A 19470-nucleotide genomic window follows, 5' to 3' on the forward strand; every position below is an offset into this window, starting at 1 on the left:
TACCATATTCTTAAAAATATTTACCTGATGTTTTTGAAATTATTTTATTTTTGGAAGCTTTTTGTATAATAGGCACTAACCCAAAGACAAAACAATTCTGTATGAAGGCAAAAATTACGCTCTTTTCATTCCTAATTTCATTATGTTTTTTTTCTAATGTTTCTGCACAGTGTACTAATGGAACACTGTTGAGTTCGCAGACGTTTACGCCCATCCTGGATTATGGACAAACCGTCGGTTTCTCAACTACACCGGGGCAGTACAGCAATGTGGCCATCCTTCCAAACAGGATTTATGAGTTTTATACTTCTGTTTCGACAGATTATGTAACCATAACTAACGCAGATGCGACGACGGTCCTGGCACATGGCACTGGTCATGTTTTCTGGACAACACAAGGCACAGGAAACGTCCGTTTTTATGTGCATACCAACGCAGCTTGCGGGACCAGCACCACGACAAGGACGAGCTATATGGGTTGTTATACTTACACTGATTGCGCGACAATGCCTTCAGATGTCATGGTATCGGGTATCACGTCAAATTCTGCGCTCCTGACCTGGACCGAGCCGGTCCCGTCTCCTGTTGACGATTATGATTTGTATTTCAGTACCAGTCCTACGCCGCCACAGGCGAATACTGTTCCTACACAAAAAGTGTTGAATTATTACTACACGATTTTGTCTCCATTGCAGGCCAGTACCACTTATTATTACAGCATGCGTTCAAATTGCGGATCGACAAAGAGCAATTGGACTACTTTAAAAAGCTTCACCACCAATGCATTCCAAAGCTGTAATGGCGCGGTGAATGGTACGGGACTTTATACATTTACGCCACCGTTGACCGGTGTAAGTACTGCCACTGACACGCGTTCTCCGGGACAATTTGAGCGGATCAGGGTGGTAAATAATACCGCATATCGCTTTTCTACCAATCTTACTACAGATTATATCACGATTACCGATGAGACCGGCGCAACAGTATTGGCCTCAGGGGTAAATATCCTAAATTGGAACTCAGGTACCATAAACGGCATCGTCAGGATGTACGTGCATTCCAACGCGTCTTGCGGGGCTACAACGCCGCAGGGCAATACGACGAAATGGGTAAGGGCTACGCCTTCAGCGTCTACCTGCGTCTACCCGGGCTTACAATTAGCCACCAACATTACTTCCAATTCTGCGCGGATACCCTGGACAGCACCCAGTGTTAATCCCCCGGGTTCGTATGACGTATATGTCAGCACTACAAACATAATGCCGTCCGCTTCGGCGACACCTACCGGATCGACCACTGCCTTGTTTTTTGACGTGACGGGATTGCAGCCCGGTACGCAATATTATTATTGGGTAAGATCCAATTGTGGCACATCAAAAAGCCAATGGGCTTGGGATAGCGGAATAAGTTTCACTACTAATGCTGCAACAACCTGCGGGAACGCAACTTATGGCATGTATCCGGCAACCACATTCGTCCCTTCCTGTACAGGTGCACCACAGCAAATTGTGGCTGATGCGAAGGCCGGACAGTATTCTGAGGTGACGGTGGGAAGCAATACGCAATATACGTTTTCAAGTTCTGTAGCCACGGATTTTATCACACTCACAAATAGTACGGGAGGGGTAATATCAAGCGGATCCACACCACTGATATGGAATTCTGGACCTTCATCAGGAACCCTGAGATTTTTTATCCACACGGACAATGCCTGTGGTGAGCAGAATGTTTCAAGGATAAAATCGGTCGCCTGTGCGGTCGCAACGTCCTGCGGACTGCCAACGAACCTGACCGTATCCGAAATCAGCTCCGGTTATGCCAGAATATCATGGACTGCACCAGAAGGGTCCCCCGGATCTTACGAGGTTTACCGAACGTTGTCTTCAACAACCGTGCCTACGGCGACCAGTACGCCTAGCGAAACTTCCACAACCACAAGTGCCATGGTCAACCTTACCAATGGCACGAATACCTGGAGGTATTGGGTACGCTCCGTTTGTGGCTCATTAAAAAGCGAATGGGTTTTCGGTGGAAGTTTTGCCAATGTTGTTAGTTTAACGTGTAACAATGCAAAATACGGTTTATTCCCTAAGGCGACATTTACGCCGCTTTGCAACGGTACATTGGAAACAGTGACCACCAATGCTTACGCCAGCCAATATTCAAATATCAATGTGCTGCCGTATAAGAACTATATTTTCGATTCTTCCACAAACGATGTCATTACAATTACCAATGCTGCGGGCACTGTAGTATATGCCTATGGTGTTGCGCCATTGTCGTGGGCCTCTGAGTCTATCTCAGGAGTGGTTAGGTATTTTAACCACACTGCAGGTTGCGGGGAGGAACAGTATCGAAGGACCAAATATATTACGGGTACAGATGCGGTAACCTGTAATGGCCCGACTGCGTTGACTGTTTCAAACATCACATCAAATTCTGCACGAATTTCATGGACAGCACCAACTTATCCGCCATTAGGAGGCTACGAAGTCTATTATAGCACTGCGAATATAGCACCCACTGCGGGTACTCCGGCTACATTTGGCAACGCGACCAATGTCAGTCTTGCTTATAATCTTAGCGCTGCTACAACCTATTACTACTGGGTTCGCTCGAACTGCAACGGTACGATAAAAGGTTCCTGGATTTCGGGAGGCAGTTTTACGACAAATGCTTTCTCAAGCTGTAATGGCGCGAGTTACGGATTGTATCCCGAAGCGGCTTACACGCCAGCAGGAACAGGACAAGCCGAGCCAGCTTTTGAAGCCTATGCCGGACAGTATTCGAATTTCAATGCGCTAGCATCAAGGCATTATATTTTTTCCACTTCGGTTTCGACGGATTACGTGACCATTACCAATGCGGCCGGAACTGTAGTTTATGCTTCGGGGTCCACACCATTGACGTGGCTTTCGGGCAGTAACTCTGGCGTTTTAAGATATTATGTACATACGAATGCGTCTTGTGGCACACAGAATACGGCCAGGACAAAATACATTACCGCTACTTCAGCGAGTTCCTGCGGAGGAGTGGTATCAGGAATGACTGTATCGAATCTCACTTCAAATTCGGCAAGGATATCATGGACAGCTCCCGCTTCACCACCGTCATCAGGGTATGATTTGTATTGGTCGACGAGCAATGCGGTTCCACCGGCACCAATCGGGAATTTTACTTCCTCTACTTATGCCAATGTTGGGGACCTGGCGAGTGGTACTACGTATTATTATTGGGTACGTACCAGTTGTGGTACGACAAAAGGACCGTGGACAATGTTGTCTTTCAATACCTTACAGCCTTTAAGTTGTAATGGCGCGAATCAGGGCATCAATCCGGAGGCAACCTTTACACCTTTGGAAATCATGTCTCCTGAAACGATTACTACTACGAGTTATGCAGGCCAATACAGCAACATCAACATCCTGACTAAAAGGGATTATACTTTTACCAGTTCTGTAGCGACAGACTTTCTGACGATTACCAATGCAACCGGGACAACGGTCTATGCATCCGGACAAACGCCGTTAAACTGGTCTTCGGGCACGACTTCAGGTGTAATACGATTTTACGTTCATACTGATGCTGCCTGCGGTTCCGTCGCGAGCTACAGGACCAAATCCATTACAGTAGTTCCGCCGCAAATCCTCAATGCCGGAGATATTGTTGTCATCGGGGCTGGCGCAGATACAGGTACCATTGCTCAGGGTGGTGATGAATTCAGTTGGATGCCGCTCACGAACCTTCGCCCCGGAACGCAGTTTTACATTACCGATGCCGGATGGAATACCTCCTCGAACCAGTTCATGTGTGCGGGCAATACGGAGGACATCCTGTTCCGCTACACTGTTCCGGCTGGAGGAATCCCTGCGGGTGCAGTACAGACAGTATCCCAGCTTGGCACCGATGCGAATTATGAAGTGATTTCTGGCACACAATGCGGAAGCGATTTTGACGGCAAACTGACTTTCCCGAACATAGGTGACCAGGTGGTGATTTTCAGGTCTGATGCTGCCATCGATGCCAATTTCCCAGGTACGAATTTCACGGCAATTTACGCATTGACCACCGCAACGAACAATTGGGCTTCGCTCACAGCAAATACGGCATCCATATCTTCAAACTTAAGGGACAACTACAGCAACCTGCCTCCGGGATTAACTAACGGGCTTACTGCAATCGCGGTAGGATTAGGGTCAGGTGTGCAGAACGAAGCCGATAACGCACGTTACGAAGGGCCTACATCGGGTACCAGGCAGTTCCTGCTCGCTCAGGTGGGCACGCTTTCCAACTGGAAGCGATATGACAATGGTGCTGGCGCTGAATTCCCGGATTTTACCGAAAGCAATCCTGTGTACGGATGGACCGCAAACGGCCTTGCCAATTTCACACTCGAATACTGTAATCCGCCTTCGGCTATCGCCACTTCACTGAGCACTTACCATTCGGTCAGGATCTCGTGGAATGCGCCGCTAATCGCCCCGGCAAACGGATACCAGGTATATTACACTACTGTTGCCGGAGTGCCATCCGCCAGTATTCCTGTGACCAATGCTACAACCAATACATATTATGATATCGACGGACTGACATCAGGTACAACCTACCGCATCTGGGTGAGGTCCGTTTGCGGAACCAATCCTCCGGTCGGAGACTGGATGGATGGCGGTACCTATACACCACCGGCACCAGGCTGTGTGAACGGCAGCCTGTCTCCGCAAAATACATTCACCCCAAATTGTGACGGTGGTTCACAAGTAATTACGGCCAGTGCCCTGGCAGGAGAATATTCCAATGTAAACATACAGTCTGACCGTAGTTATATCTTCAGTACGACACGTGCTACAGATTTTATCACAATCACCAACAGCACCGGGACTACTGTATATGCTTATGGCACTACACCACTGAATTGGTATTCGGCCAGCCGCACCGGCACAATAAGGTATTACATCCACAAAAGTGATTTGTGTACCAATGATTTTACGATCCGTACGAAAATGATAGCGTGCCAGACACCAGGAACGTGCAGTCCGCCGCATTACCTGACGTCCAGCGACATTACTTCACAAACCGTAAAAATCTCATGGGAACAGGCTCCGTTTCCACCTTCAGGCGGAAGCCAGGTGTATGTTTCCACGTCAAACACCGCACCATCGATCAATTTACCGATTACGACGAACACTACTGCCGGTAATTCCCTTACGATTAACGGACTGAATTCGGCAACAGTGTATTACTACTGGGTACGATCAATTTGTTTCGATGCTGGGTTTAACTGGGTATACGGTGGAAGTTTCACTACGAAATTCCCGGGATGTACCAATGGTTCACTGTACCCGCAGACTACCTTTACGCCATCCTGTATTGGTCGTCAGACCATTACCACTGCGGCTTATGCCGGAGAGTATACGAACGTCAATGTAACGGAAACGGTATATACTTTCTCCAGCTCGAATGCTTCAGATTACATCACTATAACAAACGACGATGCCACGCAGATCCTTGCTTACGGTACCACCCCGCTGGTATGGGAATCTGGATTTGAAGGTACGATCCGCTATTACCTCCATACGGGTTTTGCCTGCGGGATGCAGGCTCAGAACAGGGCGAGGTATATCGCTTGTGGGGAAGCCCCGCCATGTGCGCCGCCTTCCAACCTGGGCGTGGTCGCTTCGTCGATCACTTCGGAGAACTTGCTCCTGACCTGGGACAGCCCTAACTATGTACAGTTATACACTTCCACGCAAAACACGCCACCATCGGCTTCGGAACCTTTTATTACTGCATATGACCCGACAGGTACCTTCCTTACCGGCCTGACACCGGCTACGACGTATTATTTCTGGATTCGCTCCGCCTGTGATGGTAATTTCAGCGAATGGATTGCCGGCCCGTCTTTTGCTACGATTGCTACTGTAACCCCAGGCTGTAACGGCGCGAAATACGGACAGTATCCACAGGCTGCGTATGCTCCGCAATGCACCGGTACGCAGGAATTGATTTCCGACTCAAGCTGGGCAGGTGAGTTCACAAACGTCAATGTTGCAGGCAACAAGATGTATACTTTCGGAAGTTCCGTTGCGACAGACTATATTACGATTACCAATCAAAACGGTACCCAGCTTTTAGCGTACGGTACGACCCCGGTTGTTTGGAATTCAGGCTCTTATTCCGGAATTATCCGCTACCACCTGAACCTGGATCAAAACTGCGGTTCCGAGACTGTCACAAGAAGCCGGTTCATCACCTGCGAGGCCGCGCCTTGCTTCACGACCTCCGAGGAAACGATAACTGCCTGCGATAATTATAACTGGAATGGGATTACCTATACCGCTTCAGGAGATTATACCAGTCAAACCACCAATGAAGATACCGGTTGCGTTAATACCGCGACGCTGCACCTGACCATTAATAGCAGTACGGCTTCATCGGAAAGCGTGACTGCCTGTGATGCTTATGAGTGGCATGGTACAGTGTATACTGAGACCGGCGATTATACTTTTGAAAATACGAATGCCTCCGGCTGTGCGAATATCGAAACATTGAACCTGAGGATCAACCACAGCACTTCTTCGGAAGAAACGGCTGAAGCATGTTCTGAATATTATTGGAATGGCCAATCGTATAGTGAAAGCGGCGATTACATTTTTACAACTACAAATGTATCCGGCTGCACGCACACGGCGACACTGCACCTGACGATACACCATGGTTCGGAAATGACTGAGGAGGTGACTGCGTGTGATTCTTACTCCATTTTTGGCACAACACTTACCGAATCCGGAATTTACGGTTTCGACACATACAATGAATGGGGCTGTGAGTCTACGAAGATCATATACCTGACCATCAATCATAGTACAACGTCTGAAGAGTCGGCTACAGCTTGTGATTCGTATCAATGGCACGATACCACTTACACTGAAAGTGGTGATTACAGCTATGAAGGCACAAATGTCTTCGGTTGTAAACATGTGGAAACATTACACCTCACCATCAATCACAACTCCACGACATGGGAAGATGCAACGGCGTGTAATTACTATGTATGGCACGGGGTAACCTATACCGAGACCGGTAATTATACTTATGGAAGTACCAATGCATCGGGATGTACGAACATGGCGAATCTGCACCTTCAAATCAATCACAGCACCACCACATCTGAAGAGGCTGTAGCCTGCGATTCATACAACTGGCACGGGACAACCTACACTGCAAGCGGTGATTACACTCACACCAGCACCAATGCTTCAGGTTGTACCAATGTGTCTACACTGCACCTGACGATCAACCACAGTACAAGTGCATCTGAAGCAGCCACGGCCTGCGATTCGTATGATTGGCATGGTGTAAACTATACGGAAAGCGGTGATTACACGTTTGAAAGCACCAATGCTTCAGGTTGTACCAATGTGTCTACGCTGCACCTTACCATCAATCACAGCACCACAACTTGGGAAGATGCCACGGCCTGTAACTCTTATGTATGGCACGGGGTAACTTTTACCGAAACTGGTAATTACACCTACGCTGGCACCAATAGTTCGGGCTGTACACATATTGCAAATCTCCACCTGACGATCAACCACAGTACAACGATTTCCGAAACGGTAACGGCCTGCGGATCATATGCATGGTATGGGACTACTTATACTGCCAGCGGCGATTATACCCATACGGGTACCAACAGCTCAGGCTGCACTGAAACCGCCACACTGCACCTTACGGTAAACCATACGCCTGCCCCGACGGCAAGCTCACAGTCGTTCTGCAGCGGCAGCATCGCAAACCTGACGGCTGCAGGCACCAACATCAGATGGTACGGCACCGCTTCGGGCGGCACGGCCCTGAGCACCGATACGGCCCTTGAACAGGGTACCTATTACGCCACACAAACCCTCAACGGCTGCGAAAGCCCAAGGACTTCGGTAAGCGTTACGATCCAGGTAGCCATGCCATCGGCGCCGTCACCGCAAACGTTCCTTTGCGGTGCGAGAAGGACCAACCTTTCGGCTACAGGCACTACACTGAGATGGTACACCACCGCCACGGGCGGCACGGCCATGGCCTCGGCAGACCTGCTTGCCACGGGCACCTATTATGTTACCCAGACCATCGACGGCTGCCAAAGCTCGAGAAGGGCAGTGGAAGTGATCATAAACACGATCGCCCCACCGACGGCAAACGACCAGACCTATTGCTATAATGGCACCGTAGCGAACCTTATGGCCACCGGCACCGATATCAGATGGTATGCCACGGCTACGGGCGGTACGGCATTGGCCACCACCACGACTCTTACCGCAGGCACCTATTACGCCTCACAGAAGACAGGCACTTGCGAGAGCCCAAGGATACCAATCAATGTGACGCTTTCCGGACCTGCACTCCCTGATGCGGCCTCACCACAGACCTATAACTGCGGTGCAAGAAGGACGAGCCTTACCGCTACGGGTACCGGACTCAAATGGTACACGACCGCCACGGGCGGCACGGCCATGCTGTCCTCAACACAGCTTGTTGCGGGATCGTATTATGTAAGCCAGACCATAGACGGCTGCGAGGGCGCGAGAAAAGAAGTACAGGTAACGATTACATACCCGACCCCACCTACGGCATCCACACAGGTGTTCTGTACGGCGGCCACGGTGGCGAACCTTTACGCCACGGGCACAGGCATCAAATGGTATGCGACAGATACGGATACCACGCCTTTGGCATCATCCACACCGCTTTCCAGCGGGACCTATTACGCTTCACAGACCAACTCGATGATGTGCGAGAGCACACGCACGGCGGTACAGGTGATCACGGGCGGTGCACCTATGCCTGATGCCCCATCGCCACAATCGTTCGTCTGCGGAACGAAGAGGCCGGCCCTTACGGCAACGGGCAGTTCATTGCTTTGGTACACCGTACCGACTGCAGGCACGGCACTGTCCTCAACAGCAGTGCTTGTCACGGGGACTTACTATGTCAGCCAGACCATCAACGGCTGCGAGAGTGCCAGAAGGGCGGTATCGGTAACGATCACGAACCCTGCGGCACCATCGGCATCGGCACAGACCTTATGCTCGGGATCCACAGTGGCTAACCTTACGGCAAACGGCACCGGCCTTAAATGGTACAGCACCCCGACGGGCGGCCCGGCGTTGGCTTCTACTGCTCAGGTTACTGCCGGGACTTATTATGTATCGCAAGGTTCAGGCATCTGCGAGAGCGATCGTACTGCGGTAAGCGTGACGATCAATACGATTGCCATGCCTGATGCGCCATCACCACAGGTATTCAGTTGTAACGTGAAGAGGCCTGCCCTTACCGCTACGGGAACAAGCCTGTTGTGGTATACGGTGGCAACGGGCGGCACGGCATTGTCCTCGACGGCGCAGCTTGCTACGGGAACGTATTATGTGAGCCAGACCGTTGACGGCTGTACCAGCGCCAGGCGTGCGGTATCGGTGACGGTGAACGCTACGGCGCCACCGTCGGTATCGGACCAATCGCTTTGCCAGGGCAGATTCGTAAGCGACCTTACTGCTACGGGTACAGCACTGAGGTGGTATGCTGCGTCGAGCGGCGGGACACCGTTGGCACCATCGGTGCAGCTTACGGCAGCAACCTATTATGTGACCCAGACGATCAATGGCTGCGAGAGCCTCAGGTCGGCATCGAACGTGACACTGATGCCATGTGCGGTGAGGATGCCTGAGACGGCTAAGGATGATACCACATCGAATGACGATATTACTTCAGCGTACCACATCAGGATATTCCCTAACCCGACGGCTTCGGTGATCAACATCAAATCGGATGGTGATTTCAAAGTGGAGCGGGTGGTCATCCTGGATTCAGCGGGAAGGGTAGTGCTGGAGCAATCCGGACCGGACCAGGTGGATGTATCACGATTCGCAAGAGGGGTGTATATCCTCCAGGCATTCTCAGGAGAGCAGCGCTACCAGGCGAAGTTCATTAAGGAATAAGCTTAAGCTAAAAATAAATAAAAAAAAGCCGGACCCAATGTCCGGCTTTTTTATGGCGCTACTGTTACCTGATGTAGAGGTGATGCTTCATTTTTACGGGGGACTGCAACAGGGATAGCAGCGGCATCCTTTTATTTTTTCCTTTTAAAAATAAAAGATAGAGCGGATAGCCCGACCCGCAGGGGTTGCCATACATACCTTACAACATTTCCGGAAAGGTTTACAATCGCTTTTAAACACCCGTACTATTTGCTAACTTCATGCAAAATATAAGCATATGAAATGGTTCGGACACCGCGAAAGCGGCAATATGGAAGACCGCCGCGGCATGTCCGGAGGTGGGAAAGCGGTGGCTGGCGGCGGAATACTTGCTGTCATTGCAATAATATACAGCCTGCTTACCGGCGGCGACCCTTCACAATTGCTGCAACAGGTGGATACAGGGACTGCACAGGAGCAAACAAGACCCTTAACATCGGACGAGCAGGAGCTCGGTAAATTTATGCGCGTAGTCCTTGCCGATACCGAAGAGGTGTGGGGCAAATTGTTTGAAGAACAAGGCATGACCTATGAACCGCCCACGCTCGTTTTGTTTAACGATGGTGTCAGTACCGGCTGCGGAGATGCTATGTCGGCTGCGGGACCGTTCTATTGCCCCGAAGACCGCAAGGTGTATATGGACATGGTGTTTTTTACAGAATTGCAGTCGCGTTTCGGTGCCAAAGGGGGTGATTTTGCCATTGCCTATGTGCTCGCCCATGAGATAGGGCACCATGTGCAGAACCTGCTCGGCACTTCGGGCAGGATACACGACCTGCAACAGCAAACAAGCGAAAGCGGTGCCAACAGATTATCGGTAGGGCTTGAACTCCAGGCTGATTTTTATGCTGGCATCTGGGCGCACTACAGCGAGCAACGCAATAAGTGGCTTGAAGCCGGAGACATTGAGGAAGCGCTCAGTGCCGCCAATGCTGTGGGTGATGATGCGTTGCAGAAAAGGCTTCAGGGACATGTGGTACCGGATTCATTTACCCATGGCACTTCGGCGCAGCGCATGATGTGGTTCAGGAAAGGTTTTGAGGGTGGTGATTTGCAGGATGGTGCGGCTTTGACGGAATAATCATGTAAAAGGCGGCGTTAGCTTGTGGCGGAATGAAAACAATACCAATCCCACTTTTGATTTAATATTGTATCGCTCGAAAAGCGCTGTGCGGTACGCTTCAATAGATTTTACGGATACATTCATGATGTCTGCCATCTGGTCATAAGTCAATTCACGCTCATCGCAAACCAGTTTGAGGAAATCAGCTTCCCTGCCTGATAATACAATATTAATTGAACGTTCATTGCGGCCACTGTTATAATGCCTGACCCGCTTAAGAATTTCAGTAATATTGTTGTAACCGATTGTCAGGATATTTTCAATGGCAAATTGCAATTCGGCTGCTGTACAGTTTTTATGCAGGAATCCTCTGGCACCATGGTGGTATGCGGCATCAATAATATCTTCGTCAAAATGCTGTGTCAGCAGCAGTACCCTGTATTCCTCATCGCGCTCTTCCAGTGCCTGGAGCACTTCGATGCCATTCATAACCGGCATGGAATAATCGAGGATGAACAATTGCGGCGCATTTCCCAACGGTAATGCAGAAAGAAATTCGGCTCCGTTTTCAAATTCAAGGTCAACGGAATAGCGCCCCATTTTCTGCAGCAATTCCTTAAGACCGTGCCTTACGATCTTATGGTCGTCGATAATACATATGGTAGTTTTTTCCATATCAGGTGTTTTTTTCAGATAGTGTGACAATAGTACCTTTACCAAGCACGGAACTGATATCAAGCCCATATCCTATGCTTTCCGCGCGGTGCCGCATATTATGGAGGCCGCTTGTCGCTGAATCCGTTTTTTCAAAGCCCCTGCCATTATCGGAAATGATCATCTCAAAATAAGGGGAAGTGACGACGCGTACCTCAAGTTTTGCAGCGCCTGAATGCTTGCAGGCATTGTTTATGGCCTCCTGGAAAATACGGAAGATGAAGATTTTCTCGTTGGTACTGAAAACTTTTCCCGATGTGTTGCTAATGGTATATTCCAGGTTGAAATGCGGATTTTTCTCCAGCCGTTTCAATTCATGCTCCATCGTCTGGAAAAGGTCCTGGCGCGTGAGCAGTCGTTGGTCAAGGGAATGGCTGATGTCGCGGATTGACACGGAAAGCCTGTTCACGGATGCCGTCAGCGGGTCCAGTATTTGCTGCAGTTTCTCCGAGTCGAGCTTTAGGTTTTCAATCTGGAGATTGATGTAAGTGAGCTGCTGGCCGGCATCGTCATGGAGGTCTTTTGAGATGTTATTAAAAACCTGTTCCTGGGTTTCGAGTATAGCCGTATTGAGGTTTTTCTGGAAATCAATGTCCTTCTGGTACAGCTGCGCGGTGTATTTTTTGATTTTGATAAAATACAGGCGGATTAAGAGTACACAGAAGGCAAGGATCAGCAAAACAAATAAAAATGCAATGACAATTCCGAAAGCTGTGGTGTTCACGATTTTAAAGATTTGGTTTCTAGACGGATATAAATATTTAATAAGCTGTAATAGATGATATTTGTGGTAATAATCACAAAATTCCATAAAGTGATCCCGCCAAATGGAATCTGGAGTGTCACGTCGTGGGAATAGAAACCAAAAATGAAGCTCAGTCCCAGCAACAGGCTCACCGGAGAAAAAAGCAGGATATAATTGCCGGAACTGAAAAAAACTAAATCTTCATTCCAAAGGCGTTGGTAATTTTCTACGATAAAAATGGAAACGTAAACGAATGTGGCAAATATTATCGTAGTGAAGTTGAAGCCGAAAAAACCTTCAGCGAAGACGAGGTTTACTACAGCGAAAAGCACGAAGAAGGCGGTAAGCAACCTGGTTATTTTACGAAAACTCCCCAACTTGGACAATAACATCAGCCACAGCGTCAAATAAAGTATAAAACTGATGTTTGTTACTACAGCCGTATGGATGCCCCTTAAAATCAACACCGTATTGATTACTTCATTCCAGCATTCGATGGCCAGGATGAGCAGCACGAGCCTATGAATACCATTCCGCCATCGCAAAACGGCCACACTGTGCAAAAATGTGGCCAGGACTATGGTTTTGATGATGTAGGGAATGAGGTGCTGCATGGGTTATTGGGCTGTAGGATTGTCAGAGAAATTATAATACTCCAGGCGTCCGTTTTCCCTTTTGATACGGATGAGTATTTTCTCGACCTGCGGAAATTTTACTTTAAAGAAACCAATTTCAACAGGTGGATTTTCAACATCAGTCCTGGTAATACTGTGAAGGAAAGGAATAGAGTGCAGGTTTTCATCTACGCTAAACTCGGACTCGGACTTAACTTTAACCCTTCCAAAATACGAAAAATAAAATCTGGCGTAGTTTTTATACATTTCAGTATCCAAGTCAAGTCCCTGATTTTGCAGCATGATTTTAAAATCGCCAATCGTTTTTGTCTTTACGGTGATGCTGCCCAGTTCCTGCCTTTGTATATCACTCAAAAAATGCATGCATGACAGGCTCATGTAATCTGGTGCCATGCATATATGTTCATCTATAGCTTTCCACCAGTCCGAAAATTCCCTGGATGTCATTTGTGGTAATTTTCCGAGGTCAATATAAATAGGATTATGGCAATCAGACGGAAAATCAGGTATCGTATCGGGTGCATACCCTTGGTTTTGTTCAATCCATGTTTGGCTGACACCAGTCCTTTCTACTGCAATAATTCCTGAAAGGTTGCATTGTATCATCTTTAGGATTTCAAGCTGTTTGTCAACCAAATCTATTGGTTTATCTCTTTTGCAGCCTACAATTACCAATAAAGCTAATACAGTTAATAATATTCTTCCCATCACTAAAAAAATTAAGATTAATAACCACAAAGATTTCCAAACCTATCCAGAACCAAATAGGCAAAACCCTATGTTTTGGCGGTATTTTACCTATAAAGCCCATAGTAAAAATAGTCAGAAAAATAGTAACGTTTATACGTAAAACTACTGTTTTTTAAATCATTAGGGAAAAACCGCTTCCTAAATAGGGTTTTTCCTATTGGGCACCAGGATCTGCCCGTATACCTTTGGTGCATAATCAATTAAATCAAAAACTTATGAAGACAATTTTTACAATGCTTGCCATCTTTTGCTTCGGAATCTATTATGCACAAACCGAAAATCCGGGACAAATGTTTGAATTGAAAGCTAACACCAACGCGACCTACCTCAATCTTATGAAAGGGATTGGGCCTGATATGGTGACGGTGCCTGGTACCCACGTAATGGTTACCGAAAAGGTATTGTTTATCGTGCAAAGCGTGGATAAGGGAAATAATTGGGTGCGTTTCTATGCACGGCCTTATTCCGACGGTCCTGCACCTACATCAAACGCGTTTTATTACAACGACAAGCTGTTTGAAATGACCTATACCGACTACAAGGCCAATGCAAAAGATGCCGCCTATCCTGACAGGATCAATTTCGGGATCATCACATTGCCTTTCAAGTACCGCCCGCAGAAGGGTGCTGGTTTCGATACTGAATTCAACCTTAACGCAGCATTCGGTTACCTCGTTACGCCAAAATACTTCAGGAAGACCAGGCTCTACATACAAGGGGGCGCTGGGATTGGCACTGTAGGGCTTGACAGTTCCAATTCAAAGGCAACAGACAGCCAGGACGTTTCAATAATTACAGGTTTTGCCGGGCTGATGGTGCAGTACAACGATGTACAGGCCGGAATTTATTTCGGAGCCGACAAGATTAACAACAACCAGAAATTTGACTGGGAGCACCAAGGCAACCTTTGGATGTCGCTTGGTGTCGGGTTTAAGATCTTCACGCTGTCTAAGTCGGATAAGAGTTAGTGTATTTTCAATCTGTCTATCAGGATTGTTTGTCAGCGGTATTTGTGAAACATGGATTTGCAAATCTGCAATATCTGAACTTCAAAATCATTGATTCCTAGCAAACAAACACGTATTTATACGCATTTTATTTCGCCAAAATACCTTAAGTTTATACACAGGTAGTTTTTACGCTGCCGGTAAATAACCAAACCAATAAACCAGGATAAAATGAAATTACCTTTACTACTGCTGGGCTTCCTGCTCTTGTTTTCCGTCGCCGGTGTTGCACAAGACACGATTACAAAACCCGTCACCGACAGCATAACGTCAAACAATCCCTTACCCGAAGAGGAACCTGAAACCCCCAAAGTTTCTACACAGGGTGCCCGCTTCCCGATGAGCGACAATGCATTCAACCTGTCGCTGTGCATACTTGGTTTTGGGGTACTGCTGATCATTGGCGAAATTATATTGGTATACCGGCTTTCGATTTCGCCGCAGGACACCATCAAGTTCATCGTCGTAACGGTCATTGTGATCGGGTCGCTGTACCTGATTACCGCTGGCTATACCAATGACCAGATTGCACCGGCAATGGGATTGCTGGGTACCATAGCGGGATACCTGCTCGGCAAGATGGGACCGGAGAGCAATGCCAACAAATCCAATTCTTAAGCATATGAAAAAAATATACCTGCTGTTTGCCTTACTGGCAGGCACCGCCATATTTGCATTTTCGCCTGCAGCAACTCCCGCGACAGTTTCAAGGATGGTAAATCCGGTGAAGGACACGCTCTGTGAGATACAGCTTAATGTCACCGTACGCGATGCCAGCCTCGGCAATCCGGTTCCGGGTGCAAACCTCATCCTTAAGGATGCCAGCGAAAATGTGCTCGAAACGAAAATAGCCGATGCCGACGGCCGTGCCAGTTTTACGGTAGCCTGTAGCCGTGATTATACTGTTGGGGCTTACGGCGATGGTTTTAACGGTAACAGTGTCCTGCTGTCCGTTCCGCCGGATTCCAAATCGCCTGTGCTGCTCGATATCCCGTTACAGGCTATAGGCGAAATGATCAAGAGCTCGGGCGGCCACCTGCTCGATTTCAAGGTAAGGGTATTCAACCCCAAAAAGACACCCCTGAACATCCGTTTCGGGCCTGACAGCAAAAATATGCAAACTATTGCAATTGCAGGAGGCGCTGTCTGGGAAAGCCCGGCCTTCCCCACAGACCAGAAGTTGCAGTTGTGGGTCACTACAAATAAAGTAGTCAAAAAATATGTTACACTGCCCGGTAAGGCATACCAGTTGGTGTACGACAAGGTGAAGAAGGTGTATGGGATTGAGGAAGTGGTGGTGGAGGAGTGAGTTTTTGAGTTCTTAGAGAAAACTTCCTGACTTACTATAGACACTATTCATTCCACCAGGGTAACTACTATAGATGTGTTGATACACATTAATCGTTTTCTCACCTACATCTGTATCCGAATAACTGTTTTGTGGAAGCCATTGCAATGAATCAAAGATTATAGTTTTCACTTGAGCCATCAGTTGCCTGCTTTCTCGCCAACGCTCAATCCTTAATTTTTCAGCTTTAAGTTTTATAATTAAGTCCATAGAAACCTTTTTTACTTCCTTAATTTCTTTTACTGAAAGTTCCTTGCCGGACATTAGTAAATCAAATATTGCTAAGGATTCCTGATCCAGTTCTTCCCGGAATGCCCTGGCTTCCTCAAATGTCAGATCTTGTATAAATTTGGTAAGGTTACCAAAAGCAGACATCGTGTCTTCAAGGCTCTTCCCTTTATTATATTCCTTAATGATTTCCTGATATCGATCATAAAATTCCAACCGCAATGGGTTTTCCTTAAGCATTTGCTCAAGCTTCATCTCAACGGCTTCCTGAAGGTCATACAATAACTTATTTTTCCTTTGGGTCTTTGCAAATGCAGCTTTCAGTTTATCAAAATCTAGCTTTGATAAATCTATATAAATCCCATCAGGCTCACTAGTTAGATCAGGTTCAATAAACACACTTTCATTTACAATCTGCTGCAACTCCATGATAATTGATGTCACATCTGCCGATTTCACTTTTTGATTCAATTGCTGATAGACGGCTTCAATTGCATTAAATTCTCTTACAAACGCCTTAACCTGTTTCTCCGGATACAATGCATGATACTTACGAAATACATCCCTCGCCATCACTTCAAACTTTGTTCGAGTGGTTCCATTGAGGCATACACAGTCAATAGCCTCCCTGATATTGGCTATTTTTTCCATTGGCTTAGCATCTTCACTGCTCAGGTCAGCCAACTGAAAACCCAGTTCGCTTAAGTAACCTTTAGTCTGCCTGATAGATTCTTTTAGCTCGATCGTGAGGCTTTCCAGTAATTCAAATGGTCGGTCTGTTCCTGATGCCGCTCCAGTACCGTTACCCGATCCTCCTCCTTCTCCGTAAACCGAGTAAGCTTTTTCCAGTTGCTTATATACATTACCATAATCTACTATCAGTCCATTTTCCTTTTCATCATCATAAACCCTGTTAGCCCTGGCTATGGTTTGCATCAAGGTATGTCCTTTGATGGGTTTGTCAAGATAAACAGTTGAAATGCAAGGCGCATCAAATCCAGTAATCCACATAGCGCAAACAATCGCCAGACGGAACGGATTCTCTTCATCCTTAAACTCTTTTTCTAAATTACGTTCCACAATCTTCTTCCTGTGAACCGCAATATCAAGGTTCATTTTGCGGAATTTTTCTACCTCATTCTGCTCTGAACTGACAATAACGCAAACTTCAGTCTCTTCAACCTTTTTAAGTTTACGTTTTATATCCTGTTGTTCTTCAATGTCTGCCGCTTTTTCTATCCGCTTCTTCAATTCAGAGATATATTCCGGCCAATACTTCATAAACAGTTCATACATTCTTACTGCCGTCGGTTTGTCCAATGCGACCAACATTGCCTTTCCCTGATAGCCTCGCTCGTTAAAATGCCACACCAGATCCTTTGCAATAGCATCGAGGCGTGGCTCCGCAGTAAGTATTACATAATCTTTTTGAAACAGGTAAGACAATTTGCGTTTTTGGTCATCGTCAATCTCCTCGTTTTCGAGAACTTCAGCCATACGCTCATCCAATTCCGGATTTGCAATACCCAGCTTTTCGCCCTTATTGAGATAGCGCAGGGGTAGGGTGGCACCATCTTCAATGGCACGTTTAAAATCATATACCGATACATACTCCCCGAAAATATTCTTTGTCAGTTCCTCTTCATCTTTAATGATAGGAGTACCAGTAAAACCAAGGTACGAAGCGTTCGGTATGGCATGAAATCTCATATTCCGTGCAAACGTACCAGCCTGTGTACGGTGTGCCTCATCAGAGATCACAATAATATTCCTGCGTTCTGTAATCAAAGGAAACTCTGTTTCAACCTTCGGGTCAATCGAAAATTTATGGATTAACGAAAACACATAACGATGGTTTTGTTTAAGTAATTCACGTAGGTTATCCCGACTTTTAGCAATAACCTCCTTACTCGTGGTCGCACCAACACCGGTAAAAGTATCATACAGCTGACGTTCCAGTTCACTCCGGTCTACTACAATCAGGAAAGTGTACGACCCGCCAAACTTCCTGTGTATCTTCTGGCATACAAAAACCATGGAATATGATTTCCCGCTACCCTGTGTGTGCCAGAACACACCAAGTTTGCCCTGTAATTCCTCAATGGTAGCCGCCTTGTCTATAACCTTATTAACCCCAATAAACTGGTGGTTCTTCGCCATAATCTTCACCACATCACCGCCGCTATCGTCAAACAAAAGGAAATTCTCGAAGATGTCCATCAGGTTTTGTTTGGAACAGGTGCCCCGCAGCATAGTATCCAGACTGACAATACCTTCCTCCTCCTCAGTAATACGTTTCCAATCCAGAAAGTATTTATATGGACTTGTTATCGTACCTACTTTCGCATCAGTACCATTGCTGAGCAATATAAAAGCATTGCAATGAAAAACATGTGGTATCGCATCCTTATAGTCAGTAATATTATCGGTAAAGGCATTCCGTAAATCAGTATGATGCGCTTTTAATTCAAAAAACAGCAATGGAATCCCATTTACAAACCCAACAATATCCGGCCTGCGATTGTACAACTCCCCAACGACTTCAAACTGTCTGACAGCAACAAAATCATTATTGCTGTAATCTTCAAAATCAAATACTTTTAATCTTTTCTTTTCGAGTTCTCCCTGAGCATTTGTAAAAGTAACCGGAACACCATCTTTCAGCAGCTCGCTCTTTTCCTTATTAATACGTGCCAAAGTCTTGTCGGCATTTTTTTGCTCTATCTGCTCAATAGCTTGTTGATAGGCGGAATCAGGCAAATCTTTATTATACCTTCTTAAAGCAGCCAATAAATTCCTGCGTAAAACGACCTCCGACTTGTTCTCACGTCCCAGCAAACCACTCTGTCCGAAAGTTTCTTTCTTCCAGGCTGTGATAACTGTCCAACCCAGTTCTTCGAGAACGTGTTGGGTGGCGGTTTCTATGAGGCCGTCTTCGGAGTATTCGTAGCTCAT

Annotated in this window: 10 protein-coding genes; 5 read left to right on the forward strand and 5 right to left on the reverse strand. The window is 47.0% G+C overall.

Annotated elements, in window-relative coordinates; translation table 11 throughout:
* Window positions 1-101 precede the first annotated feature (101 nt).
* Together HYN49_RS07665 and ypfJ are read left to right on the forward strand one after the other, a co-directional pair.
* Window positions 102-9986 carry a fibronectin type III domain-containing protein gene (locus HYN49_RS07665; protein WP_108903573.1) on the forward strand — a complete coding sequence of 3295 codons (9885 nt, stop codon included), beginning with the start codon at window positions 102-104 and terminating at the stop codon, window positions 9984-9986.
* A gap of 277 nt (window positions 9987-10263) precedes the next feature.
* Window positions 10264-11106 (forward strand): KPN_02809 family neutral zinc metallopeptidase, encoded by an 843-nt coding sequence (gene ypfJ, locus HYN49_RS07670; protein ID WP_108903574.1) that lies wholly within the window; start codon window positions 10264-10266, stop codon window positions 11104-11106.
* On the opposite strand, the gene HYN49_RS07675 is transcribed toward ypfJ, so the two are convergent.
* From HYN49_RS07675 to HYN49_RS07690, 4 genes are read right to left on the reverse strand one after another with little or no spacing between them, the layout of a single operon-like run.
* Window positions 11107-11763, reverse strand: coding sequence for a response regulator (locus HYN49_RS07675; RefSeq protein WP_181368928.1), 657 nt, complete (start codon window positions 11761-11763; stop codon window positions 11107-11109).
* A gap of 1 nt (window position 11764) precedes the next feature.
* Window positions 11765-12526: a sensor histidine kinase gene (locus HYN49_RS07680; protein ID WP_181368929.1), complete on the reverse strand. Its 762-nt coding sequence runs from the start codon at window positions 12524-12526 to the stop codon at window positions 11765-11767.
* The gene (locus HYN49_RS07685; protein ID WP_108903577.1) at window positions 12523-13161 is read right to left on the reverse strand and encodes a hypothetical protein; all 639 of its coding nucleotides are present in this window, start codon (window positions 13159-13161) and stop codon (window positions 12523-12525) included. Before HYN49_RS07685 ends, HYN49_RS07680 begins: the two co-directional genes overlap by 4 nt.
* Window positions 13162-13164: 3 nt before the next feature.
* Entirely contained in the window at window positions 13165-13890 is a 726-nt protein-coding gene (locus HYN49_RS07690; protein WP_108903578.1) for a hypothetical protein, read from the reverse strand.
* A 257-nt stretch (window positions 13891-14147) separates the two neighbouring features.
* Here HYN49_RS07690 and HYN49_RS07695 point away from each other — a divergent pair, with 257 nt between their 5' ends.
* The 3 genes from HYN49_RS07695 to HYN49_RS07705 all read left to right on the forward strand — a co-directional run bounded on the left by HYN49_RS07695 (window position 14148) and on the right by HYN49_RS07705 (window position 16248).
* The gene (locus tag HYN49_RS07695) at window positions 14148-14900 is read left to right on the forward strand and encodes a hypothetical protein (RefSeq protein ID WP_146185065.1); all 753 of its coding nucleotides are present in this window, start codon (window positions 14148-14150) and stop codon (window positions 14898-14900) included.
* A 210-nt stretch (window positions 14901-15110) separates the two neighbouring features.
* Complete coding sequence (locus HYN49_RS07700; RefSeq protein WP_146185066.1) at window positions 15111-15557, forward strand: hypothetical protein; 447 nt, start codon at window positions 15111-15113, stop codon at window positions 15555-15557.
* Window positions 15558-15561: 4 nt separating this feature from the next.
* On the forward strand, window positions 15562-16248 hold the full coding sequence (locus HYN49_RS07705) for a carboxypeptidase-like regulatory domain-containing protein (protein WP_108903581.1): 687 nt from the start codon (window positions 15562-15564) through the stop codon (window positions 16246-16248).
* Window positions 16249-16260: 12 nt separating this feature from the next.
* Here HYN49_RS07705 and HYN49_RS07710 read toward each other — a convergent pair whose 3' ends face one another.
* A complete protein-coding gene (locus HYN49_RS07710; protein ID WP_108903582.1) occupies window positions 16261-19470 on the reverse strand; it encodes a type I restriction endonuclease subunit R in 3210 nt (1069 codons plus the stop codon).

The organism is Flavobacterium pallidum, from assembly GCF_003097535.1.
GTDB classification, from domain to species: Bacteria; Bacteroidota; Bacteroidia; order Flavobacteriales; family Flavobacteriaceae; genus Flavobacterium; species Flavobacterium pallidum.

Coding starts and splice junctions, on each gene's coding strand:
- HYN49_RS07665 (WP_108903573.1), top strand. CDS start 102: ATGAAGGCAAAAATTACGCTCTTTTCATTCCTAATTTCATTATGTTTT.
- ypfJ (WP_108903574.1), top strand. CDS start 10,264: ATGAAATGGTTCGGACACCGCGAAAGCGGCAATATGGAAGACCGCCGC.
- HYN49_RS07675 (WP_181368928.1), bottom strand. CDS start 11,763: ATGGAAAAAACTACCATATGTATTATCGACGACCATAAGATCGTAAGG.
- HYN49_RS07685 (WP_108903577.1), bottom strand. CDS start 13,161: ATGCAGCACCTCATTCCCTACATCATCAAAACCATAGTCCTGGCCACA.
- HYN49_RS07690 (WP_108903578.1), bottom strand. CDS start 13,890: ATGGGAAGAATATTATTAACTGTATTAGCTTTATTGGTAATTGTAGGC.
- HYN49_RS07695 (WP_146185065.1), top strand. CDS start 14,148: ATGAAGACAATTTTTACAATGCTTGCCATCTTTTGCTTCGGAATCTAT.
- HYN49_RS07700 (WP_146185066.1), top strand. CDS start 15,111: ATGAAATTACCTTTACTACTGCTGGGCTTCCTGCTCTTGTTTTCCGTC.
- HYN49_RS07705 (WP_108903581.1), top strand. CDS start 15,562: ATGAAAAAAATATACCTGCTGTTTGCCTTACTGGCAGGCACCGCCATA.
- HYN49_RS07710 (WP_108903582.1), bottom strand. CDS start 19,470: ATGAGCTACGAATACTCCGAAGACGGCCTCATAGAAACCGCCACCCAA.